At 65.9% G+C, this 24,280-nt stretch carries 16 protein-coding genes; 11 read left to right on the forward strand and 5 right to left on the reverse strand.

What is annotated here, in order from left to right; genetic code table 11:
- Positions 1-948: 948 nt before the first annotated feature.
- On the reverse strand, positions 949-2,280 hold the full coding sequence (locus EFAMC2_RS08005; RefSeq protein WP_154028399.1) for a LacI family DNA-binding transcriptional regulator: 1,332 nt from the start codon (positions 2,278-2,280) through the stop codon (positions 949-951).
- A gap of 249 nt (positions 2,281-2,529) precedes the next feature.
- Here EFAMC2_RS08005 and EFAMC2_RS08010 point away from each other — a divergent pair, with 249 nt between their 5' ends.
- The 5 genes from EFAMC2_RS08010 (at position 2,530) to EFAMC2_RS08030 (ending at position 8,556) form a co-directional block, all read left to right on the forward strand.
- Positions 2,530-3,567, forward strand: a complete 1,038-nt coding sequence (locus EFAMC2_RS08010) for a sugar kinase (RefSeq protein ID WP_154028402.1) — start codon at positions 2,530-2,532, stop codon at positions 3,565-3,567.
- 221 nt (positions 3,568-3,788) lie between these two features.
- Positions 3,789-4,430, forward strand: a complete 642-nt coding sequence (locus EFAMC2_RS08015) for a bifunctional 4-hydroxy-2-oxoglutarate aldolase/2-dehydro-3-deoxy-phosphogluconate aldolase (protein ID WP_154028404.1) — start codon at positions 3,789-3,791, stop codon at positions 4,428-4,430.
- 342 nt (positions 4,431-4,772) lie between these two features.
- Complete coding sequence (locus EFAMC2_RS08020; protein ID WP_187325239.1) at positions 4,773-5,729, forward strand: FAD binding domain-containing protein; 957 nt, start codon at positions 4,773-4,775, stop codon at positions 5,727-5,729.
- The gene (locus EFAMC2_RS08025; RefSeq protein WP_154028408.1) at positions 5,720-6,178 is read left to right on the forward strand and encodes a (2Fe-2S)-binding protein; all 459 of its coding nucleotides are present in this window, start codon (positions 5,720-5,722) and stop codon (positions 6,176-6,178) included. Before EFAMC2_RS08020 ends, EFAMC2_RS08025 begins: the two co-directional genes overlap by 10 nt.
- On the forward strand, positions 6,175-8,556 hold the full coding sequence (locus EFAMC2_RS08030; RefSeq protein WP_222838568.1) for a xanthine dehydrogenase family protein molybdopterin-binding subunit: 2,382 nt from the start codon (positions 6,175-6,177) through the stop codon (positions 8,554-8,556). Before EFAMC2_RS08025 ends, EFAMC2_RS08030 begins: the two co-directional genes overlap by 4 nt.
- A gap of 373 nt (positions 8,557-8,929) precedes the next feature.
- Here EFAMC2_RS08030 and EFAMC2_RS08035 read toward each other — a convergent pair whose 3' ends face one another.
- On the reverse strand, positions 8,930-10,252 hold the full coding sequence (locus EFAMC2_RS08035; RefSeq protein WP_154028410.1) for an MFS transporter: 1,323 nt from the start codon (positions 10,250-10,252) through the stop codon (positions 8,930-8,932).
- A gap of 637 nt (positions 10,253-10,889) precedes the next feature.
- Here EFAMC2_RS08035 and EFAMC2_RS08040 point away from each other — a divergent pair.
- Positions 10,890-11,546: a DNA/RNA non-specific endonuclease gene (locus tag EFAMC2_RS08040; RefSeq protein ID WP_187325240.1), complete on the forward strand. Its 657-nt coding sequence runs from the start codon at positions 10,890-10,892 to the stop codon at positions 11,544-11,546.
- Between the two features lie 138 nt (positions 11,547-11,684).
- Here the strand turns inward: EFAMC2_RS08040 and EFAMC2_RS08045 are convergent, their stop codons facing one another.
- Positions 11,685-12,728, reverse strand: a complete 1,044-nt coding sequence (locus EFAMC2_RS08045; protein WP_154028428.1) for a ribonucleotide-diphosphate reductase subunit beta — start codon at positions 12,726-12,728, stop codon at positions 11,685-11,687.
- Between the two features lie 1,079 nt (positions 12,729-13,807).
- Between EFAMC2_RS08045 and EFAMC2_RS08050 the strand changes: the two genes are divergently transcribed.
- The gene (locus EFAMC2_RS08050; protein ID WP_154028414.1) at positions 13,808-15,559 is read left to right on the forward strand and encodes an ABC transporter permease; all 1,752 of its coding nucleotides are present in this window, start codon (positions 13,808-13,810) and stop codon (positions 15,557-15,559) included.
- A 34-nt stretch (positions 15,560-15,593) separates the two neighbouring features.
- Positions 15,594-16,991, forward strand: coding sequence for a nitrate/sulfonate/bicarbonate ABC transporter ATP-binding protein (locus tag EFAMC2_RS08055; protein WP_154028416.1), 1,398 nt, complete (start codon positions 15,594-15,596; stop codon positions 16,989-16,991).
- A gap of 32 nt (positions 16,992-17,023) precedes the next feature.
- Here the strand turns inward: EFAMC2_RS08055 and EFAMC2_RS08060 are convergent, their stop codons facing one another.
- Positions 17,024-19,582: a ribonucleoside-diphosphate reductase subunit alpha gene (locus EFAMC2_RS08060; protein ID WP_154028418.1), complete on the reverse strand. Its 2,559-nt coding sequence runs from the start codon at positions 19,580-19,582 to the stop codon at positions 17,024-17,026.
- A 277-nt stretch (positions 19,583-19,859) separates the two neighbouring features.
- Positions 19,860-20,630, reverse strand: a complete 771-nt coding sequence (locus EFAMC2_RS08065) for a pyridoxamine 5'-phosphate oxidase family protein (RefSeq protein WP_154028430.1) — start codon at positions 20,628-20,630, stop codon at positions 19,860-19,862.
- 280 nt (positions 20,631-20,910) lie between these two features.
- Here EFAMC2_RS08065 and EFAMC2_RS08070 point away from each other — a divergent pair, with 280 nt between their 5' ends.
- From EFAMC2_RS08070 to EFAMC2_RS08080, 3 genes are all read left to right on the forward strand, one after another.
- On the forward strand, positions 20,911-21,432 hold the full coding sequence (locus EFAMC2_RS08070; RefSeq protein WP_187325241.1) for a MarR family winged helix-turn-helix transcriptional regulator: 522 nt from the start codon (positions 20,911-20,913) through the stop codon (positions 21,430-21,432).
- Positions 21,425-23,155, forward strand: coding sequence for an ABC transporter ATP-binding protein (locus EFAMC2_RS08075; protein WP_154028422.1), 1,731 nt, complete (start codon positions 21,425-21,427; stop codon positions 23,153-23,155). Before EFAMC2_RS08070 ends, EFAMC2_RS08075 begins: the two co-directional genes overlap by 8 nt.
- Positions 23,155-24,280, forward strand: a 1,126-nt coding sequence (locus tag EFAMC2_RS08080) for an ABC transporter ATP-binding protein (RefSeq protein ID WP_154028424.1), incomplete at its 3' end; no start/stop codon positions are given. The genes EFAMC2_RS08075 and EFAMC2_RS08080, both read left to right, overlap by 1 nt.

Consider the following 24,280-nt stretch of genomic DNA (forward strand, 5'->3'; position numbering starts at 1 on the left):
CGTTGCGCGCCCGCCTGCGTTGCGCGCCCGATTGCGTTGCGCGCCCGATTGCGATGTTCGGCCGCCCGTGGGGCGCCCGCTTGCGAGGCGCCTAGCGCCCACGAGCCCTCGCCCGTGCATCCTCAGTCGCGAGCTCTCGGCCCGCGCGTTCTCCGGCGATGCATCTGCTGGTAGCACATTCTCTGGAAGGCCCCCTTGGCCATGTGTCCTTCCAAGCTGTCCACGAATCCGGTCGAATGCGCGGTTGGGGTTGCCGGTTCTGTCGGTTTGTCCGCAAATGTGGCCGGTTGCGAAGGCGGGGCGCGCTGTGACCCCGGTCTGTCCAGAAAGTCGGCCGATTGCCCTGCCGATGACGAAGGACAGCTCGGCCGGGAAACCCCAATCTGAGCCCCGCCGTTATTCGCGCCCAATCTACCTGCGGATTTATGGCCTTTGCATTTTTGGCTGAGGTGCGAAGGGTATGGCGGCGCATATTTGGCCGCCCGCGGAGCGGTTCCGACGTGCCGCAATCACGCGATCGCCCGAGTTTGTGAGCCATGGCGGCCTCTTGCGTGCCTTGAGTACGCAACGGCCGGCATTCGTGGACAGATGCGGCCGGCATTCGTGGACAGATGCGGCGACACGGGCAAGACGGGGGGCGCGAGCCTTTTGCTTGAGTGGCTCAGGCCGCGTCAACTACTTATTCCAGACAGAAGCCGCCTTGGGTTGCCGGCATTCGTGGACAGATGCGGCGACACGGGCAAGACGGGGGCGCGCCTGCAGTCGAGATGCTGGCTCTCGTGAAAAAGGGCTTGGAATGCAGAGGTCGATGGCGCGTCGCAGCCCGAAGAAGGGGACAATACGACCCCAGGCAAGACAAATAGCTTACATAAATGCTGTAAATCCCGGGGTTTGAAGCAAGGCTTCGCCGGCGCCCGTACAGTCCAGACCCTTTTGCACAGAAAAGAATTAAGGGACAACAGGGCTCGTGCTTGCCCGCCTGATTACGCCGCCAGGCACCTCGTATTTCAGGCGGCTGCCACCGCTGCCGGTCATCTCGTGCTTTGTGCTGCCGTCCGCGGCGTTTCCGGGTGCCTCGAACCTCGCGTTGCTCCCGGCGGCGCTGCTAAATGCCCCACGATCCGAGCTGCTCTTGGGGGCGTATCCGGATTCCGCGGGGATTGCATACCCTGCCTGGTTTTGGGGTGCGCACTCTTTCTTGCCCCGGGGCCTGCATGCTGCCTGGTCCTCGGTGCTGCTGGATGAGGGGCTGCCCTTGGCGAGTAGAAGCTCGATAACCCTGCGCGCGATTTCCGCCGTGTCCTGTACGGCCGTGGTGACGCCGCCGTAAAGCACGTGGTTCCAGGCGTAGTCGTCAAAGGTGGCAACGGCGGCGTCCTCGGGCACGGAAAGCCCAAGCGCGTCAAGCGCCTCCACGAGACGCAGAAACACGAGGCCGTTCACGGCGATGAGGCCAGGCTTGCAGGCGCCTCGCTCGCGGAGGTTGCCAGCAAAACCGTGTCTCTCGTGCGCAGTGTCGGCGGCATGGGTGTCGCTGGCGAAATCCTGCATGGCGCCCGCGGCATGGACGTCGCCGGAGACCCCGAGCTCGCCGCGCAGGGCATTCGCCGCCTGCGCGGCGTCCGCGTGCAGCGTCACAACCGCCCCGGGAATGCCGCGCGCCTCAAGCTCCGAGCGAAAGGCGTCCGCTCGGGCGCGGCGCACGCTGCTAGACTCGTCGGCTTCCGTGAACATGAGGAGCCGGGTGCACCCAGCTTCTTCAAGCTCGTCGATGAGCGCGGCTGTGAGCTGGGCGTTATTGGACGTAACAAGAGGAAGCCCCGAGGGGGAGGTGTCTCGGTCGAGCAGCACCACGGGTACGCGCCTGGCAGCCCGGGCGAGGGGGGCCGGGTCCTCGTCGCAGGTGTTGACCACGAGGCCGTCCACACCGGCATCCACGAGGCGCTCGATGGCGGCCGCCTCGCGCGCGGGGTTGTTGCCGCTGGCCGCGGTCATGAGCGAGTAGCCCTGACGCGCCGCCTGGGCGTCCAGCTCCTCGAGCATGGCGCCGGAGTAGGGGTTGCGGATGTCTGCGATGACCACGCCCAGCATGCGCGAGCGGTCTGTGCGGAGGCTGCGGGCGGCATTGCTCGGGCGGTAGCCCGTGCGCTCGATGACGCCGGCGATGCGTTCGCGCGTCTCTGCGCCCATGGCCTCGTAGCGCCCGTTGAGATAGCGCGAGACCGTGGCCGGGCTCACGTTTGCCTCACGTGCGATGTCGCGTATGCGCATGCGTGCCATGGGCCCTCCACAATTGGCCGTCTGACGAAAACAGATTGACTTGGCCTGCCGTTCATGCAGTATACTTCAAGCCGGCTACGAAATCGATTTCGTAGAGCTTGTAAGCTTATTGCAAACGCAGGTTCAAGGAGGTCAAAGGCGTGCGGGAACCCGTGCGCCCACGGGCTCCGCGGAGCCACGACGGGTCACGCGCCGCGCGGGCCCCACGACGGGCCACGCGACGCGCGGGCCCCACAGAAAGGAACGCGTATGGACGCCAGCACGAAGGTCCTCACCTTTGGCGAGATCATGATGCGCCTCTCGCCGCCGGACCACCTCCGCCTCGAGCAGGCCACGAGCTTCGACGCGCGTTACGGCGGCGCCGAAGCCAACACGGCCCTCTCGCTCGCGTACCAGGGCGATAACGCCGCGTACGTCTCCATCGTCCCGGCTAACCGCATCGGCGACTGCGCCCTGCGCTCGCTTGCCATGTATGGCGTCGACACCTCCCGCGTCGTGCGCTCCGGCGACCGCCTTGGCACCTACTACTTCGAGATCGGCGCCTCGCAGCGCGGCAATGGCTGCGTCTATGACCGCAAGTACTCCGCCATCAACCTCGCCCGTCACTCCGATCTCGAGTGGGGTCGCATCCTCGAGGGCGTGGGCATCTTCTACTTCTCCGGCGTGACCCCCGCCATCTCCGACGAGATGGCCCTTGCCTGCAAGGAGGCCCTCGCGGCCGCCCGCGAGCGCGGCATCACCACCGTGTGCGACGTCAACTACCGCGGCAAGATGTGGAGCCCCGAGAAGTCGCAGCAGGTCATGACCGGGCTGCTGCCGCTTGTGGACATCGTGATCGCCAATGACGAGGACGCGCCCGCCGGTCTCGGCGTCACCTGCGTCTCCGGCTCGCTCTCCAACGGCATCGAGGAGCGCGAGGACTACGTGGAGATGGCGCGCCAAATCTGCGCTGGCTACGGCTGCAAGAAGGTTGCCTCCGTGGTCCGTGACATCCAGAGCGTCGAGCGCTCGCAGTGGATGGGCATGCTCTATGACGCCGAGAGCGGCGAGCACTGGTTCAGCCCCGCGCACGACGTGCACGTGCTCGAGGGAGTTGCCGCCGGTGATGCGTTCAACGCCGGCCTGCTCCACGGCCTGCTCCACGGCTACGAGCCGCAGCATGTCATCGACTACGCCATCGCGGCGAGCATCCTCAAGCTCACCATTCGCGGTGACTCCAACCTCGTGACCGAGGCCGAGATCGAGGGCGTCGCCAAGTCTGGCGGCGGCACTCGCGTGGCCCGCTAGCACCGATTCTTCCGCTGCGGCAGGGTGGCCCGCCGCAGCTTGGCCGTCGCGCACACCGCACGCGCGACGCGCCGGCCGCTCCCGCACAGGCGCGGCTGAGCTTCCGCGCCCGGCGCGGGTGCGGCCGCGCTCGTCCGTGTATGCGAGCGCGGCCGCTCACATCAGAACACGCCGCTCGGCACCTGCCGCGGCGGTCTGGCTTTCCAACGAAGGGGAACGCAATGTTCGAGGGTTTCTACAAGAAGCTTGAGGGTCTCGGCATCGTGCCGGTCGTCGTGCTGGAGAAGGTCGAGGACGCCGTGCCGATGGCCGGTGCCCTGCACTCTGCCGGCATGGACTCCGCCGAGGTCACCTTCCGCACCCCGGTTGCCGCCGAGTGCATCAAGGCCATGCACGAGGCTCATCCCGAGATGGCCGTGGGCGCCGGCACCGTCCTCACCGTCGAGCAGGTTGACGAGGCCGTTGCCGCCGGCGCGAGCTTTATCGTGAGCCCGGGCTTCGACGAGGATGTCGTGCGTCACTGCATCGAGCTCAACGTGCCCGTCCTTCCTGGCACCGTGACGCCGTCTGAGGTCACCGCCGCCCGCAAGCTCGGCCTTAAGGTCACCAAGTTCTTCCCGGCCGCGCAGTACGGCGGCCTCAACACGATCAAGGCCCTCTGCGCCCCGTTCGTTGGCCACCGCTTCATGCCCACCGGCGGCGTGAACACCGAGAACGTCGAGGAGTACCTCTCCAGCCCGTCGATTATTGCCTGCGGCGGCACCTGGATGGTCAAGCCCGCCATGTTCGCCGACGGTGACTTCACCAAGGTTCAGGAGAGCGCGGCTGCCGCCATGGAGGCCGTGCGCAAGGTTCGCGCCTAGCGGCATTGTCGGTGCGGGCGTCCACAAGATTCGGCGGGGGCGCCCGGCATACGCATGGTCCTTTCGAGGGAGGGCGCGTTCTCGCGCCCTCGCGGCAGGCCAGGCAAGCCCAGGGCCCGTCGGCATTAGCCGGCGGGCCCTCTATGTGGAGGGATTGGGTCGGGCGGCTTCGTAGTCGTTATATACGAGAAAAAACTGCGCCTCCTCATGGAGAACTGCCCGTGCCGAAGCGCCGTACGCCGATTTGCCGTAGCATGTCCCGGTACCCCAATGACATCGACGAACGGCCCGTCTCGCGGGTTCCTGGCGCACGCGCGCCAGGCGTCAGGGCAAAGGAGCGACGTGCTGCAATTTGGCAAATACGTGCGGGCGGCGAGCGTCCAGGAGGCATATGACCTCCTCAAGAGGGGACGCTCCACCCGTGTCATCGGCGGAGGCGTGTGGCTGCGCCTGCAAGACCGCCGCATCGCCACGGTTATCGACATCAGTGACTGCGGGCTCGATCACATCGAGCGCATCGACTTCGAGTCGGGCGATCCGGTGGGCGTCGAGGCTGCCGGCGCTGCGGCTGCCGGAGCCGCGCCTGGCAAATTGCCTGGAAACGCCTGGAGCATCGGTGCCATGGTGAGCCTCCACGCACTCGAGACGCACACGGCGTTCAATGCCTCTACCTGCGGTGTATTCGAAGCTGCGGCGCGCGACATCGTGGGCGTGCAGATGCGCAACCTCGCCACCGTGGGCGGCAGCCTCTACGGCCGCTTCGGCTTCTCCGACGTCCTCACGGCCCTGCTCCCGCTCGACTGCGAGGTGGAGCTCGCCGGCGCCGGCCGCATGCCCATCGCCGAGTTTGCCGAGGCGGGCTACATGCACGACATCCTCGTGCGCCTCATCGTGCGCGACCGCGACTATCGCGCAAGCTTCCAGTGCCTGCGCCGCAGTGCCACGGACTTCCCGGTGCTCAATGTCTGCGCGGCGCGTTGGGACGGTTCCTGGCGCGTGGCCGTGGGTGCGCGCCCCACGCGGGCGCGGCTCGTGGCGCTCGACGCCTTGGCGCTGCCGGCCGAGTTCACCGAAGCGGAGCTTGGCGCCGCATGCGAGCGCCTCGCGCAGCTGCCGATGGGCACGAACATGCGCGGCAGCGAGCGCTATCGCCGCCACCTCGCCCGTGAGCTGGGGCGCCGCGCCCTGCTTGAGGCGGCAGGTGCACACACGGAGGGGGATGCGCCGAGGGCCGAGGCGGCCAGCTTGCGCACCACGGCTGCCGCACACGCGGAGGGAGATGACGCCCGATGCTCGTAAAGCTCACGGTCAACGGCGCGAAGGTCGAGGCGGACGTTGCCCCTGACCTGCGTCTCTTTGACTTCCTGCGTGCCCGCGGCCTCAAGAGCGTGAAGTGCGGTTGCGAGACCACCAACTGCGGCCTGTGCACAGTGTGGATGGACGGCGTGCCCGTGCTCTCCTGCGCCGTGCCGATGGGCCGCGCCCACGGCCACAGCTTCACCACGCTCGAGGCTCTGCGCGACGAGTCCGCCGCCTTTGCCCGCTGCATGGCCGAGGAGGGCGCCGAGCAGTGCGGCTTCTGCTCCCCGGGCCTCGTCATGAACGTGCTGGCGCTGCGCCGCGACCACCCAGACGCGGACGACGAGCTCATTCGCCGCTATCTCTCTGGCAACCTCTGCCGCTGCTCCGGCTACGCGAGCCAGATGCGTGCCATCCGCCGCTACCTTGCCGAGGAGGCCACCCGATGAGCAACCAGCAGACCATGGCCTCCGAGCTTGGGACCTCCGCGATTCTCGACGTGCCCACCCAGCGCTTTGTTGCCCCAGACCCCCGCGCGGGCGAGCTCAAGACCCTCTCGCACGCCCACGTGAAGAAGGATGCGCAGGCAGTCCTTGAGGGGCGCCCCGTCTATACCGCAGACCTCGCTCCCACAGACGCGCTCGTCGTGCGCCTGATGCGCTCGCCCCACGCCCATGCCCGCATCCGTTCCATCGACGCGAGCCGCGCCCGCAAGGCGCCCGGCATCGTGGCCGTCTTCACCTACGAGGACGTGCCCCAGCAGCGCTTCACGCTTGCCGGCCAGAGCTTCCGTGAGCTCAGCCCCTACGACACGCTGCTGCTCGACCGCACGCTTCGCTACGAGGGCGACGAGGTGGCCATCGTGGTGGGCGAGAGCGCCCGTGCCTGCGACGCCGCCATGCGCCGCATCAAGGTGGACTACGAGGTCTTGCCCGCGGTGCTTGACGTGGCTGAGGCGCTCGACAATCCCGTCGTGATCCACGACGAGGACGATATCCGCGCCTACATCCCCATTGGCGAGGACTTCAAACGCAACCTCGTGGCTCACGAAGTCTCCGAGGTGGGCGACCTCGATGCCGCGTTTGCCCAGGCAGACGTCATCATCGATCGCACCTACACCAGCCAGGCCGCGCAGCAGGCCATGATGGAGCCCTTCACGAGCTACGCCTACCCTGACGAGTGGGGGAGGCTCTGCGTGGTGGCGTCCACGCAGGTGCCCTTCCACGTGCGCCGCCAGGTGGCCAATGCCCTCGGTATCCCCAAGAGCCAGGTTCGCGTGGTGAAACCCCGCATCGGCGGCGGCTTTGGTGCCAAGCAGAGTGGCTGCAACGAGCCCTTCGCCGCCTTTGCGGCCTGGAAGCTCGGGCGTCCCTGCATCTGCACCTACACGCGCGAGGAGACCTTCGCCTGTGGCAACTCACGCCACCAGATGCGCATGCACGTGCGCCTGGGTGCCCGGCGCGACGGCCAGATTGTGGCCATCGACCTCCACACGCTCAGCAACGCCGGTGCCTACGGCTACCACGCGCCCACCACGGTGGGCCTCTCCGGCCACAAGACGCTGCCGCTCTACAACCACGCGCTCGCGAGCCGCTTTGCCTACGACGTGGTCTACACCAACACCGAGCCGGCGGGTGCCTTCCGCGGCTATGGCGCCACCCAGGGATGCTTTGCCGTGGAGAGCGCCGTCAACGAGCTGGCCGACGAGCTGGGCGTGGACCCTTGTGAGCTCAGGTTCAAGAACATGGTGCGCGAGGGCGAGGTCATGGCCCAGTACTACGGCGAGACCGCCCGCAGCTGCAAGCTCGACGAGTGCCTGCGCCGCTCGATGGAGATGATCGGCTGGGCGGACAAGCCGCTGCGCCAAGACCTCGGCGACCGTGTGCGTGGCCTGGGCGTGGCCATCACCATGCAGGGCTCCGGCATCTCCAACGTGGACGTGGGGTCGGTCGACCTCAAGCTCGAGGAGGATGGCTTCTACGTCCTTAACATCGGCTGTACCGACATGGGCCAGGGCTGTGACACGGTTCTCGCCCAGTTTGCCGCCGAGGTGCTCGAGTGCTCGCCCGACCGCATCGTGGTACGCGGCGTTGACACGGACACTTCGCCGTTCGACACGGGCGCCTACGCCTCGAGCGGCACCTACGTCACGGGCGAGGCCACTGTGCGGGCCGCCCGCGAGCTGCGCGAGAAGATCTGTGCCCAGGCTGCCACGTGGTGGAAGGTGGGTCCGGCGGAGGTCGAGTTCGACGGCGAGACCATCTCCGTCACCCGTGCGGACGGGGAGCATCTCGAGATGAGCCTGGGCGAGCTTGCCAACCGCACCATCGGCGTGGGCATCCAGCCCGGCTGTCTCATGGCGCACGCCTCCAACGCCCAGCCCGTCTCGCCCCCGCCCTACATGGCGGGCGTCGCCGAGGTGGACGTGGACAAGGCCACGGGCAAGGTCACCGTCGTGGACTACGCCGCCTGCGTGGACTGCGGCACCGTCGCCAACGCGAACCTTGCGCGCGTGCAGGCGGAGGGAGGCCTGGTGCAGGGCATGGGCATGGCCCTCTACGAGGACGTGCAGTACAGTCCCGCCGGGCACATGCGCAGCCGAAGCTTCATGCAGTACAAGGTGCCGAGCCGCCTCGACGTACCCGAGCCCCGCGTGGAGTTTGTCCCCAGCTACGAGCCCACGGGCCCCTTTGGCGCGAAGTCCATCGGCGAGGTGGTCATCAACACGCCGTCGCCCGCCATCGCGAGCGCCGTGGCCCATGCCACCGGCAACTACGTGCGCACGCTTCCCATCACGCCGGAGAAGGCCCTGTTCGGCGAAGACTAGAGCTCATGTGCCGGGGACTGGCGCCTTGCCACGTGCCCTTTGCGTGAGAGCCTACGTAGGGAGATAAAAGTGGATAAGCTGACGGGCCGCGAAGGGGTGGTGGGGTTCAACAGGGCGCTGGACGCGTGCCTTATCATGTCCATCGTGTGGGCTGGCTGGCCGAGATCTTTGGTTGGCGCATGATCTTTGCCGCGCGGCCGCCATGGTTCGCTCGCTTCGTCGCAAGGGATAGCACGGGTCGCGCCATCAGGCTTGAGCGTAAAGGGGAGGGCCCCGAGCGTATCGATTCGCTCGGGGCCCTCCCCGTTTCCTTGGTGCTTGAGGCGCATGCCTCCGTTTTGCGAGCTACCTACGGCCAGATTGCGGCCGGATGCTAGGCCTCGTAGTCCATGTCCTTGGACTCCTTGATGAGCAGCAGGGCAACGAGAGCCAGCACGCTCATGCCGCCGAGGTACCAGCCGAGGGCCATGATGCCGTACTCGGTGACCAGGTACGTGGCGATCGTCGGGGCAAAGGCGCCGCCGAGGATCGAGGCGAGGTTATAGGCCAGGCCGGCGCCGGAGTAGCGCACGTTTGCCGGGAAGAGCTCGGGCAGGTAGGCGCCGCAGGGGCCAAAGAGGCCACCCATGAGCACGAAGCCGAGGCAGAGGAACACCATGACGCCGAGGACGGTCGTGGTCTGGGCGGTGCCGAGCAGGGCCGGGGAGAAGAAGCTGAAGACGGCGGTCAGGACCGTGGTGAACAGCAGCACGCTCTTACGGCCGCGCTTGTCGGCCTGCAGGCAGCCAACGACGATGAACGCCGCAAAGAAGAAGATCGAGACCATCTGCATGCCAAGGAACTGGACATGGGAGTAGCCGAGCGTCTTCTCGCCGTAGGACAGCGACCAAGTGCCGAGGATGTAGAACAGCGTGTAGGTGACGCCCATGGCGCAGGTGCCCAGCACGACCTGCTTCCAGTGCTTGCAGAGCTCCTTGAGCGGGGCCTTCACCACGCGGTCCTCCTTGAGGGCCTTCTGGAAGACCGGGGTCTCGCTCATGCGCTCACGAACGACGAGGCCAACCACCACGAGGATTGCGGAGAGCAAAAACGGCACGCGCCAGCCCCAGGCAAGCATGGTGTCATTGGAGAGGTTGCTCTCGAGCAGCAGGTTCACGCCATAGGCGCAGAAAAAGCCGATGGGCGCGCCCAGGTTGGGGAAGGAGCCGTAGAGGGCACGCTTGTTGGCCGGAGCGTTCTCGGTGGCCACGAGCGCGGCGCCGCTCCACTCGCCGGCGAGGCCGAGGCCCTGGCAGGCACGGCAAAGGCAGAGCAGCACGACGGCCGCGGCGCCGAGCGTGTCATAGCCGGGCAGCACGCCTACCACAAAGGTGGAGATGCCCATCATCATGAGGGCGACGACCAGCGTCTTCTTGCGGCCCATCTTGTCGCCGAAGTGACCAAACAGAAGCGAGCCGAAGGGACGCGCCAGGAACGAGACGGCGAACGTGGTGAAGGACAGCAGCGTGGCCAGGAACGGGTCGGTGATGTTGGCGAAGAACACCTTGGGGAAGAAGAAGGCCGCCGCAATGGAATAGCAGTAGTTGTCATAGAACTCGATGGCGGTGCCAACCATGGAGGCGGCGATGATCTCGCCGATCGAGTCGCGCTTTTGGGTTTCTGCCTGTGTGGCCAGGGTTGCTGAGTTGCCTGACATGGCACTCCTCTCGTTGTGGATTCGCACTCATGTGCAGATTCCTGAGAGGCAACCATCCAAGCGACCGAAGGTGTTATGGGGATGCGTGAAAGCAAAAAGGCCCTCGACCGCCTGGATGGCAGCCTCGGGTCTCTGCGATGGCTGCCCGTGGGTTAGCACGGACAGCAGATATGGCCATCCGTGCTAGCTAATAACGCGAATAATCTCGATGAGCGCGACGATGGCCTTAGTCATGATGCAAATCCTCTTGGTCGTTGCGAACGGGGGTTCCGTTCGCTCACGAGCGCCCCCTGCGCTCGTTGGCGAATACTATCGAACTGGTGGGAATTGAAGTCAAGGGCAAAACAGGCTGTGTTTGTAAGCAATGTGTTAACAGAATTTGTCGGTAAACGAGCAGTATGTATCGGCGAGCGGCTTATTCTGTCCAATCATTAGGGATAGCTGTGTGTGAATTGTTGTCCGCAACGGGCCGTATGCTGAAATGGATGATGGGAGGTTGGGGCGTATGAGGCGTGGAACGAAGACGGGCCTTGCGACTGCGGCCCTATTGCTTGCTGCTGCCGCGGGGTTGCTCGACGGGGAGCTTGGACTGCGCGGTCCGGCGTTCGCGGGTGGGCGGGGTGTCGGTGGAGCGACCGTGTCGGTGGCGACGTCGGATGCCGCTGCGTCACAAAGTTATGAGCCCACGGCGTGGGATTCGGATGCGTATCCCGAGTACTACCGCCTGGCCGGCCCGGCCGTGGTGGGCGATGCCCCAGCTCCGGGCGAGGTGCGCTACGAGGGGCTTGATGCGCTCGGCCGCACACACTCCGTGGTGGCAACTGTCACCTGCGGGATGTATGAGGCGACCCGGGACCATGAGCCTCATCTCGACAAGGATGACAACCCTGCCGGCTGGGGTCACAACGGCAAGGTGGACATCGAGGTGCCGGGAGGCAAGACCTATCATGGCTACCTCTGGAATCGGAGCCATCTGCTGGCGGACAGCCTCGGCGGTGAGGCAGCGCGCGAGAATCTCGTCACGGGCACGCGAACGCAGAACGTGGGCGCCAATGACGGCCAGGGCGGCATGGCCTACGAGGAGGAGCGCGCTCGCTCATGGCTTGCCGCCCACCCAGACGGCACGGTTTACTACGCCGCCACGCCCGCCTATGCAGGCGACGAGCTCATACCCCGCTCCGTCTTCGTCGACATCCTCACCTCAGACGGCGCCATCAACGATCACGTCGAGGTCTACAACACCGCCCTCGGCTACACTCTCAACTACACCACCGGCACCTTCACCGCCCAATAAACCCCCGCTCGCAATCACACCCGAAGCCAAAGGTGCCGTCAGGTGGAAAAGGCGGAGGAGTAACCAGGCGCGAAGCAAAGTGGCCCCGACCGCAGGGTTATGGCAAGGCCCCGTCAGGCAGAGCAAGGTCACGAGCGCCTACAGGTCGTCCACCAGCGCCGTCGACTTGGCGTACGCGGTGCTCTTGGCCTCGAAGAAGTCCGTCTTCACCATGTTGGCGTTGCTGTACTGAGAAACCCACTGCATGTCGGCGGGCTCCTCGTCGTAGCCCTCAAAGAGCGTGCCGAAGCCCAGCGAGCTCCAGCGGAGGTTGCCCAGGTACTTGATGTAGTCCGTGATCATCTGCCTGGTGAGGCCCTGGATGTCGTCGCCCACCACGTAGTGGCCCCAGGCGATCTCCTGGCGCACGCCCTCCTCGAGCATGGCCTTGAGCTCGGCCACGGCCTCGGGCCCAAAGAGCTCGGGCTCCTCCTTCTGCAGCTCGAGAATCATGTTGCGGAAGAGCCACAGGTGCGTGTTCTCGTCGCGGTTGATGTAGCGGATCTCCTGGGCACTGCCAGGCATGCGGCCGTTGCGCGCGAGGTTGTAGAAGAACATGAAGCCCGAGTAGAAGTACACGCCCTCCAGGACGAAGTTGGCCATCATGACGCGCAGCAGGGTGGGGGCGTCCTTCTTTTCCTGAAACTCGTTGTAGAGGTTGCCGATGAACTCGTTGCGCGCGAGCAGGTGCTCGTCGGTCTTCCACTGGTAGAGGATCTCGTTGCGCCTCTCGGGGGAGCAGATGGTGTCGAGCATGTAGGAGTAGCTCTGCGAGTGTACGCACTCCTGGAAGGTCTGGATGTGCAGGCACAGGTTCACCTCGTTGGCGGTGATGTACTCGCCCACGTTGGGGAGGTTGGCCGTCTGCAGGGAGTCCAGGAACACGAGGAAGGAGAGGATCTTGTCGTAGGCCATGCGCTCGGCCTCGGGCAGGTTGGGGTAGTCCTTCACGTCCTGGGCAAGGTTGATCTCCTCGGGGATCCAGAAGTTGTTCATGGCCTGGCGGTACCAGTCGCTGACCCAGGCGTACTTCATGTTGTTGAAGTCGTTGAGGTTCGTTGTATTGCCGCCAATCATGCGGCGGGCACGCACGTCGGTGTCGCCGTTGGGGTTGAACAGGGCCTTCTTGGTGAGCTTGGGCATCTCGTGGTCGGACATGGCTTCCTCTCGAATGCGCGGCTTGTGCGCGGGCGTGGCCTTGTGTGAAGTGCGCCCGCTGCAGCCGTGGTGGTTTGGGCAGGGGCACGTGTCCCGTCTGGCAGGCGCGTGCCGTGGCTTTATGCGCACCTAGTAGACCACAATGGGCGGACAGAAATGTGTGCCCGCTACGACAGTTTTGCCGTCTTGCGTCGATGCCCTGCCCCTGCTGCCGTGACCTTTCCCATGCTTTCGCTCAGCGCTGCGACTCCGTTGGCTCGCTAAACTCGGACTTCCTCCGCTGCTCTATGCCCGAAAAGCCAAGCATCATGAGTTCGCAGGCCATGTGAGAGACCTTCTTCGAGGGCAACCGACTCGTCCGAGGCAAACCACCTCTGGTAGACAAATTGATTCCAGAAACAATAAATTGCAGGTAACTAACTGTATGACTCACGAGCCTCAGGTGTGGGAAGAAGCTCGTGCTCGATCGCGTGGGCATGGGGAAGGATGATGACGCGCGTCGCAAGCGCTTTCTTGATCGAGTGAGTGCGCAGGCATCTCCTCTGTAGCTCTTCATCGCTGGCGGCGCCGGGAGGGTATTTCAGGCGCCGCTCGTTTTGGAGAAAACGAGAACTTGTGATTGACAGCGGGCGGGCTTCCGCTTAGGATTGCCGGCGGCTTCGGGCTTCGGCCCGCGTAGGCCAACGGATGGCGGCTGCGCATCCGACCGCCGTGCATCGGTCTTTGTCGCGGCGATGCCTGCCGCAGCCTTTGTCGTGGCCGCACGTGCGGCGCGGCTGCACTCACAACGGAGGAGGCGAGCGTACATGGACGACAGTCACAGTCACATATTCGTTGACGAGCAGGGCGCTTGCCTCTGCCAGATGTAGGCGCTCTCTCCCCAACAACTTGCCGGGCCCCGTGGGGCCACCTTCGGCCACTTCGCATGTGCGAGGGGCGGGGTCCGTATGCTCATGCGCATAGGCGTGATGGCCATATGGGCTGCTTTCGCTTGTGTTTGCATGCGCGTGGCTTCGGACAAGAGCGATGCGCTCGCCCGAGCGTCGTCGCGGGAAGGCCATCCCATGTTCACCATCCTCTCTGCTGCTTCCAGCCGCGACGCAGGGCGCAAGTCCAGCTGGGTCGCACGCGCCGCCTCCGACGTCATCGTCATCGCCGGCATCGTCGCGCTGCTTGGCGTCATCTCGTTCCTGCTGCCGGATATCACCGCCCGCACGGGTGTCGAGGGCATTCCCTCGACGGTCTCCACCAACCTCTCCGACCTGCCCTACTATGCGCTGCGTTCCGTCTTCCGCATGTTCGTGGCGCTCTTCTTCTCGCTCGTGTTCACGTTCGTCTACGGACTGGCCGCCGCGCGGAATCGGCGCCTGCGCGCGGTGCTGATTCCCCTGCTCGACATCCTCCAGTCCGTGCCCATCCTCGGCTTTCTCTCTGCCACCGTCACCATCTGGCTCGTGCTCTTCCCCAATTCCATCCTCGGCGTCGAGGCCGCCTCGGTCTTTGCCATCTTCACGAGCCAGGCGTGGAACATGACGTTCTCGTTCTACCAGTCCCTGCGCTCCGAGCCCAAGGAGCTCCAGGAGATGGCGCGCTCGATGCGCCTCACCCGCTGGCAGCGCTTCTGGAAGCTCGACGTGCCCTGCTCGATGATCCCTCTGCTGTGGAACTGCATCATGAGCGTGGGCGGCGGTTGGTTCTTCCTCACCGCCTCCGAGGTGATTTCGGTCAATTCCGCGACGTACGCCCTCCCCGGCATCGGCTCGTTCGTGTCCGTTGCCGCCGAGCACCAGGAGCTGGGCAAAATCGGCGCCGCCATCGTCGTCATGGCCATCGTGGTGCTTGCCATCGACTTCCTGCTCTGGAAGCCCCTCACGGCCTGGGCCGAGAAGTTCCGCATCACGCAGAGCGGCTCGGTGGAGGAGAAGAGGAGCGCTGTGCTCACGCTCCTGCGTCGGTCGCACATCTCCGAGGTGCTCGGCCGCGTCCTGACGCCGGTGGGCGACGTGCTCGACCGCGCGATGCGCGTGCTTGGGGTCACGGGCGCCGTGTTTGAGGCCACGGGCTCGCGCCGTCGCGCCGGCGACGCGGCGTGGGGCGTCATCGTCGCCGCCATCGTGGCGTTCGGTGTGGTGCAGATGGGCATTGCCGTCGCCGAGGGCGCGGGATTCGGCGAGATTGGCCATGCCCTCGTGCTCGGCCTCATCACCTTCGCGCGCGTGGTGGTGCTTACCGTCGTGTGCTCTGTCATCTGGGTGCCCGTGGGCGTGCTCATTGGCATGAACGAGCGTCTGGCGAGGTTCGTGCATCCCGTCATCCAGGTGCTTGCGAGCTTCCCGGCCAACTTCACGTTTCCGTTCGTGGTCATGTTCTTTACGTTCGCGCACATCGGCCTCGGCATCGGCTCCACGCTCCTCATGGCGCTCGGAACGCAGTGGTACATCCTGTTCAATGTCATCGCCGGCGCCCTGGCCATCCCCGACGACATGCGCGAGCTGGCGCGGAGCCTCCGCATGCCGGCGCGCCTGTGCTGGGCGAAGATCTACCTGCCCGCGGTGCTCGGTGCCTGGTGCACGGGCGGCATCACGGCCGCGGGTGGCGCGTGGAACGCCTCCATCGTCTCCGAGGTGGTCACCTACGGTGGCACCACGCTTACGGCGACGGGCCTCGGCTCCTACATCGCGGCCGCCACGGCGGCGGGCGACATGTCTCGCACCATCATCGGCGTGGCCGTCATGAGCTTCTTCGTGGTGGCGGTCAACCGCCTGTTCTGGCGCCGCATCGAGCGCGTGGCCGAGCATCGCTTCTCCCTCAACTAGAACACTCTCATTCGACAGAGATGGAGGTCGCACTATGACCATTCGGAACAACAGCGAAGTTCTGCTGCGCGCAACGCGCGTCGAGAAGTCCTACGAGGGCGAGAGGGGCAAGAGGCTCACGGTGCTGCACGACATGAGCTTCGAGCTGCACGATGGCGAGATCGTGGCGCTGCTCGGCCGTTCGGGTGCTGGCAAGTCCACCTTCCTTCGCGTGCTGGCGGGCCTCGTGCCGGCCACCTCGGGCACCGTGGAGTACCGCGACAAGCAGCTCACCGGCCCCAATCCCGGCGTGGGCTTCGTGTTCCAGACGTTTGCGCTGCTCCCGTGGCTCACGGTGCAGCAGAACGTGGAGCTGGGCCTCGAGGCTCGCGGCGTCTCCCGCGAGGAGCGCGTCAAGGCGGCGATCGACGCCATCGACGTCATCGGCCTCGACGGCTTCGAGAACGCCTACCCCAAGGAGCTCAGCGGCGGCATGCGCCAGCGCGTGGGCATCGCGCGCGCCCTCGTGCTCAAGCCCGACATGCTCTTCATGGACGAGCCCTTCTCGGCGCTTGACGTGCTGACGGCCGAGAACCTCCGCAGCGAGGTCGTTGACCTGCTCACGATTGGCAAGGACGGGGAGGGCGCGGCCAAGCGCTCCGTGCGCTCCGCCCTCATCGTGACGCACAACATCGAGGAGGCCGTGCAGATGGCCGACCGCGTGATCGTGCTTGGCTCTCATCCCGGCCACATCATCCACGAGCGCACCATCGACCTGCCGCGTCCGCGCGACGACAAGCACACGCCCGAGTTCGAGGCCATCGTGGACGAGCTCTACTCCGCGCTCACCGGCCAGGCCGCGGCGCCGCGTCCATATGCCGCCGCGACCGCCGGCGCTGCCGCGGGTGCCGCGCCGGCGCCGACGGAGCCTTCTGCGCCCGCGCCGTCTGGCACGCCCGTGACGCTGCGCGACATCCTGCCGGCGGCGACCCCGGGCGACCTCGCCGGCTTCATCGACGTGGCGGGTGACAACCGCGACGGCATCGACCTGGCAGACCTCGCTGACCTCCTCTCCTACGAGGTGGACGACCTGTTTCCGCTTGTGGATGCGGCCAAGAAGCTCGGCATGATCACCACCGCGCGCGGCCATGTCACACTCACGACGATGGGCGAGCGTTGGGCCGCGGCCGACATGCAGGGGCGCAAGGGTCTCTTTGCCAAGATGACGCGCTCGAAGATTCCCCTCGTGCGCTCCATCGACCGCGCCCTCAAGACCAACGGCGGCAGGCCGCTCGATGCTGACCTCGTGCTCGACCTGCTCGAGGGCGACCGCTCCGCGGATGACGCGCGTCGCGAGTTCGACACCGCCGTATCCTGGGGCCGCTACGCCGAGCTGTTCGACTATGACGCCGCGACGAACACTCTCACGCTCGACCCCGCGAACGTGGCCTAGCTGCTGCGTGCCGGCGATGCGCCCCGCGGTCGCTAGCTCGAGCAGCTCTCGCACTCCTCCACTTCGAGCGACTTGCTGCGAACGTAGTAGATGGTCTTCACGCCGTCGCGCCACGCCTCGAGGTAGAGGTTGAGCACCTGGCGCATCGTGAACTCGTTGGTGATGTAGAGGTTCACGCTCTGCGCCTGGTCGATGTGGCGCTGGCGGACGCCCGCGGCCCGCATGCTCCAAGTCTGGTCGATGAGGTGGGCCGGCTTGTAGTACCAGTAGGTCTGCATCGAGAGCTCGGGGGCCACGCGCGGCAGCATCGCGCCCTTCTTTTCCTCGAGGAAGAACCGGCGCATCACCGGGTCGAGGCCGGCCGTGGTGCCCGAAAGTATCGAGGTTGAGCTCGTGGGGGCAACCGCCAGCAGGTAGGCGTTGCGCATGCCGCAGCCAGCGGCCTCACGCACCGGCTCCCAGGCGTCGCCCGTGTAGCCGCGCTTCTCGAAGTAGGTGCCCGTCTGCCAGTCGGATCCCTCGAACAGCGCGTAGCTGCCGCGCTCGGCGGCGAGCTTGGCGCTTGCCGCAATGGCGTGGCGGTTGATGCGCTCGAACACCTCGTCGGCAAAGGCCAGGTGCTGCTCGCTCTCCCAGGGGATGCCGCGCTTGGCCAGCATGTGGTGGTAGCCCGAGACGCCCAGGCCGATGCTGCGGTAGCGCCGGTTCGTGATCTTTGCGTAGGGGAGGGCGTAGAAGTTGAGGTCGATGACGTTGTCGAGTGCGCGTACGACCGTCTCGACAACCTCGCCCATCTTGGCGTCGTCCTCCACGGGCAAATGTCCCAGCGAGAGGCTCGCGAGGTTGCAGACCACGAAGTCGCCGGGGCGGGTCTTGGTGAGCACCACGGTGTCGCCGTCCTCGGTCTTAACCTCGGTCGTCACGCCCTTGATCTCGCTCATGTTCTGGGCGATTTCGGTGCAGAGGTTCGAGCAGTAAATCAAGCCCGCCTGCGGGTTGGGGTTGGCGCGGTTCACGGTGTCGCGCATGAAGGCGAACGGCGTGCCCGTCTCCACGGCGCTCTTGATGATGAGGCGCACGATGTCCTTCACGCTCATGGTGCGCTTGGGGATGCGCGGGTCTGCCACGCACTCCCGGTAGCGGCGCTCCCACTCCTCGCCAAAGAAGTCCTCGAGTGCGTAGCCCCTCACGGTGAGGATGTCGTGCGGGCACATGAGGTGCCACGTCGCGTCGATGTTCTCCTCCGCGAGGCGCCAGAACAGGTCCGGATAGCAGACGGCGGGGAAGACGTCGTGCGCCTTCATGCGGTCGTCGCCGTTGTTGGTGCGCAGCTGCAGGAACTCCGGCAGGTCGCGATGCCAGGCGTCGAGGTAGACGGCCACCGCGCCCTGGCGCACGCCCAGCTGGTCCACCGCCACCGCCGTGTCGTTGATGACGCGAATCCAGCGAATCACGCCGCCGGCTGCGCCCTCGAACCCGCGAATCGATCCGCCCTTGGCGCGAACCTTGCCCAGGTACATACCCATGCCGCCGCCGTACTTGGAGACCTTGGCGAAGTTGTCGACGCTTCTGTAGATGCCATCCAGGCTGTCGGGCACGGTGTCGATGAAGCAGCTCGAGAGCTGGTGGAAGGGCTTGCGGGCGTTGGCCAGCGTGGGCGTGGCCATGGTGGCCTCGAGCCGGGACAGCATGTCGTAGAAGCGGCGCACCCAGCCAAGGCGCGTGGCGCGTGCCGCTGCCGGGTCGCCCTCTGCGGCACCCTCGTTCATGGCGAGGTGGAGCGCGATGCCCAAGAACATCTCCTGAGGGCTCTCGAGTGGCTCGTGGGTGTGCGAGCAGATGACGTAGCGCTTGACAAGCAAATCCAGGCCCGCGTAGGTGAACAGGTCGTCGCGTTCGGGCGCCATGAAGCCCGCTGCCTCATCAATCTCGGCGCGGGAGTAGTGGGCGAGGATGAACTCGCCGTAGAGACCCTGCTCCGTGAGGTAGCGGAGCTTCTCGTAGAAGCTCGAGATGCCGCGCTCTGCCTCGGTTGCGGCAAGCCTGCGGTGGAAGGAGAAGGAGAGCAGGCGTGCCGCCACCATCTCCCAGCGCGGGGCCTCCTGGCTCGTGAGCTCCACAGCTGCCTTCGTGAGCGCGTCGAGGCGCTCTTCGGCGGCCATGCCGGGCTTTACGAAGCCACGGGCCTTGGCCAGCAGCGTGGAGAGGGCGTACTCGGGTTCGGGAAAGTCCCGCTCGATGCGGGCGAGCGTGGGGTCGAGCTCGTCGTTTCCCACCGTGGCGCACAGGGCCTCGCGCACGAGCCTGAGCTCGCTTCTGCGGTGGCGGTAGAGGATGTAGCTCTTGGCCACGTCGAAGAAGCCCTGGCTCATGAGGACGCGCTCGACGATGTCCTGGATGTCCTCCACGCTGGACACGCCGCGCTCGGCCATGGTCGCTTCGATGTCCTCGAGAAGTGCCGCGAGAACCTCGGGCGATGCCTCCTCGGAGCCCGTCTCCTCGGCTACCTCGGCAAAGGCGCGCTCGATTGCCGAGGTGATCTTGTGGGCGTCGTAGGCCTCGGTGCGGCCGTCTCGCTTGGTGATGTCCATGTGGCTCCGATTTCGCTTGGGTAGGCACCCACGTGGGGCGCGTTAATCTACGGTGCGACAATTGCTATTGAAATGGTAGCAGTTTGACCGGACCCTATTTGGAGCTGGCGTGACGCGCCGGCGCCTTGTCGTTGGCGGCTGCTCGCGTAACCCTGGCCCCAGCGCTGGCGGCTTCGCTAGCTTCTGCCCGTCATCGCGGTGCTGGCGGCTGCGCGAGCCCCCGCCTTTTGACATGGCGTTGGCGCGTCACGCGTATCTCTGCCCTTTGGTGCGGCGCCTAGCGAAGTCCCGCCTTGGCAAGGCGCTTGTCCCGTTGCTTCTTCCCCTTGCCGCAGCGCGGCGCCATGAGCTTGCACGTGTGGCCGCATCCGTCGCAGCGCTGCCCCTTGAGGACCTCGTCGATGGCCTTCTCGCGGGCCTTGCGGTCTGCCTTCTGCCTGCGCTTGAGTTCGTCCTTGTCGGGGTCTCCCTTGAGCTTGGCCTCGATTTTCCCCAACAGCGTGGGCATGGCTTCCTTCTTTTTCTTCTTTGTCGTCTTTTCCTTGGACGACAGCTTGTTTTGCTCGCTGGCGCCCTTGGCCTCCCTGCGCTTGCCCGTGAGGCGGCTGACGTCGATGCGCCATATGGCCACCCGGGCAACGGCCTCGTCGGAGAAGGTGACGGGAGCCTCGGGCGCCATGTGGGCCATGATGCGCTCGAGCCCGTGGGCCTTCTCCTCCACGGACGTGACGGGGGAGACGCAGCCCCATGCCATGACGCTCTCGTAGGCATAGGAGTAGGCGCAGGCGTAGTCGCCGGTGGTGACACCACCCTCCACGTCCAGCTCAACGGCCACGTCCGCGCCGGTCGCCCAGGCCTCCGCCTTGCGACCCTCTCCTGCCGAGTGCAGCCAGAACGTGCAGGTGGCGCCGTGCCACTCGTAGCCGTAGTTCATGGGATAGACGGCGAGCCCCTCGCTGTCGGCAAAGGCCACGCGCAGGACGCGCGCCCGGTCGACGATCGAGCGGAGCTCCTTCGGCTCGCTTACCTCGCGCTTGAAGCGCCGCATGGGTCTGGGTGCGCTGGTGGTTGGCATGGTGCGCCTGCTTTCTATGGGGTGTGCCGGCATCGGTGACGCGTTCGTGGGCAGCGGACGGCTGACCGCCGGGACTCTGCCGTCGCGCTGCTTCGTCCATTCCCGCAATATGATAGCGACTTGGCAACATATGAGGTCGAGGCGGGTGACTCCGCGGGCCGAGTGTCGCCAAGTTCCATTTTCCGTTGACGCGGCCATCATGCGCACTACTATTGACATGTCAACAATTGACACATCAACTAATGGAGTGGCAATGCAAGAGGACAAGACGTCGGATGGTCTGCCAGGGGACGGATTAGATTGCCTGACGGAGGGCAGCTCAGACGACCTGCCGGAGGGAAGCTCGCTGTTCGACTTCCACCAGAAGGTCTCGCGGGCCTTCCACCTGCAGCGGGCCTGCGTGCGTCCAACGGCGGTAAGGCTGGGGCTTGGCAGCGGCCAGCCCCGCATCCTCTCGTTCGTGGCGGCGCACGGGGAGGCCACGCAAAACCAGATTGCGGAGTTCTTCCAGATCGATCCGGCGGCCGTGAGCCGCATGCTCGTGGGGCTCAAGCGGAGCGGCTACGTTGCCGTGCGGGCGCAGCCCAACAACCGGCGGGCTAACACGGTGACCCTCACGCAGGCGGGGCACGAGACGATTCGGGTCTGGGACCGCAGGTGCGCCGAGATCGAGCGGGCCATGCTCACGGGCTTCTCGGCGCGGGAGCGCGAGCAGTTCGGCTCCTATCTGGACCGCATCCTAACGAATCTGGGCGAGGAGGCCCGCCATGTCTGACATCAAGATGCTGCTGCACTACCTCGGCCCCCATCGGCGTGACTTTGCCCTCGCCGCGGTTTGCATCTGGGTGGAGGGAACCCTCGAGCTGCTCATCCCGTACTTCACGGCCGGCCTCATCGACCGCGGCATCGTCGACGGCGACCTTTCGGTGGTGTGGGCGAGCGGCGCCAAGATGCTCGCCTGCGGCGTCGCCGCCATGGTGTTTGGCATGGCCTTCGCCCGCTTCTCGTCCCGCGCGGCCATGGGCCTGGGCGCCAACCTGCGCGACGCGGAGTACGAGGCCATCCAGTCGTATGCGTTCGAGAACCTCGATCACTTCGACACGTCGAGCCTCGTCACGCGCATGACCACCGACGTCACCGTCATCCAGAACGCGATCACCACCGGCTTTCGCCCGATGATGCGCGGCCCCGTGATGCTCGTGATGGGCCTCGCGCTCGCATGCGCCCTCAGCGCCGAGCTCGCCTGCGTGTTCTTCGTGCTCCTGCCGGTGCTGGCCTGTGCGCTCGTGCTCATCGTCAGGCGCGTGGCGCCGCTCTACCGCGTGCTGCAGGGGGCGATGGACCAGCTCAACGACGTCGTGCAGGAGTGCCTCACGGCCATTCGCGCCGTCAAGGCGTTCGTGCGCGGCGAGTGGGTCGAGGAGCGCTTTGGCGTCGTGAACGGGACGCTTGCCAACACGGCCACGAAGACGTTCCGGTTCGCGGTGCTCAACACGCCGCTGTTCCAGGCCATCATGTACACCGCAGACGTGCTCATCTTGCTGATTGGCGGCCAGATGATCCTCGCCGGCACGCTCAAGGTGGGCGAGCTCACCGGCTTCATGAGCTACGTGCTGCAGATCACGAACTCCCTCATGATGATCTCGAGTGTGTTTTTGCTCATGACGCGCGCCCTCACGAGCATCCAGCGCGTCGGCGAGGTGCTGCGCGAGGTGCCCGCCATCGAGAGCCCGGAGCGGGGGATCGTGGCGGTTCCCGATGGTTCGGTCGAGTTCAGGGATGTCTCCTTCAAGTATCGCAGCGATGCCGAGGCAAACGTGCTCGAGGGCGTGACGCTGGCGTTTCCGGCGGGTTCCACGGTGGGCATCCTGGGAGGCACGGGCTCGGGTAAGAGCTCGCTCGTGCAGCTCCTGCCGCGGCTCTATGACGCCACGGCGGGTTCGGTGCTCGTGGGTGGGCACGACGTGCGCGCCTACGACGTGGCGGCCCTGCGCGACGCCGTGGGCATCGTGTTGCAGAAGAACGTGCTGTTCTCGGGCACCGTGCGCGACAACCTGCGCTGGGGCAACGAGGGCGCCACTGACGCCGAGCTGCTCGAGGCCTGCCGCATAGCCTGTGCCGACGAGTTCCTCGACCGCACGGGTGGGCTCGACGGAGACCTCGGCCAGGGAGGTGTGAACGTCTCCGGCGGCCAGAAGCAGCGTCTTTGCATCGCGCGTGCTCTCGTGAAGCACCCCAAGGTCCTGGTGTTCGACGACTCCACCAGCGCCGTTGACATGGCAACGGACGCCAAGATCCGCGCGGGCCTCGCGGCGCTTGGCGGAATGACCAAGATCGTCATCGCGCAGCGCGTCGCTTCCGTGATGGATGCGGACCAGATCGTGATTTTGGACGAGGGCCATGTCCATGCGGTTGGCACTCATGTCCAGCTGCTTGCCAGGGACCCAATCTACCAGGAGCTGTATCGAACCCAGAGCGTGGAAGGAGGCGAGGCCTGATGCCCGCCAAGATGATGGGGCGCCGCAGGCCCACGAATCTGGGGCACACGCTGCACAAACTGCTCTCCTACATGGGCCATGCCCGGCGCCAGATGCTCGTTGTGGGCGTGCTCGCAAGCGTGAGCGCCGTGGCCCAGCTCGTGGGCACCTTCATGATCAAGCCGGTCGTCAACGCCCTCACGACCCTCGACGTTGACGGGTTCACCGCGGGCGTCGTCGTCACGGCCTGCATCTATGCCGTGGGCGCCCTCTCGGCGCTCGGGTACACGCAGACGATGGTGCGCGCCGCCCAGCGCGTGGTCTTCGACATCCGGCGCGACCTCTTCGAGCACCTCCAGGGCCTTTCGCTCTCGTTCTTCGACCGCACGCGCCCCGGCGACGTCATGAGCTACTTCACCAACGACGTCGACACGATTTCCGAGGCCCTCAACAACAGCTTTGCCAACGTGATCCAGGCGGCCATCCAGGCCGTGGGCACGCTCGTGCTCCTCTTCGTGCTTGACTGGCGCCTCACGCTCATCACTGTTGCCTGCGACGTCATCATCATCGGCTACATCCGCTTCTCCGCGAGGAGGAGCTCAAAGTTCTTTGGCAGGATGCAGTCCTCGCTGGGCGCGCTCGACGGGTACATCCAGGAGATGGTGGCGGGCCAGAAGGTCATCAAGGTCTTCAGGCGCGAGGGCGAGAACCTGCGGGAGTTCCGCGAGCGCAACGAGGAGCTCCGCCAGACCGGCACCACCGTCCAGGCCTATGCGGCCACGATGGTTCCCATCACGGTGAGCATGACCTACACCAACTACGCGATTGTGGCGGTGGCGGGCTCGCTTCTGGCGGCACAGGGCCTCACGGATATGGGCAGCCTTGCCAGCTACCTCGTGTTCGTTCGCCAGGCCGCCATGCCGTTCAACCAGGTCACCCAGCTTGGCAACTTCCTGCTCATGGCTCTTGCGGGCGCGGAGCGCATCTTTGACGCCATGGCCCTCGAGCCCGAGCTGGACGAGGGTACGGTCACCCTCATCCGCACCAGCGTGACGCCGGGAACTGGCTCCTCTGTCACGCGTCCTTTGCGTGACAGGGTACCTGTCCCCGGCGTCACGCCTGGCATGAGCGCCACGCCCCCCGCCG

Source organism: Olsenella uli, from assembly GCF_901212655.1.
In the GTDB taxonomy this organism is placed as follows: Bacteria; Actinomycetota; Coriobacteriia; order Coriobacteriales; family Atopobiaceae; genus Parolsenella; species Parolsenella uli_A.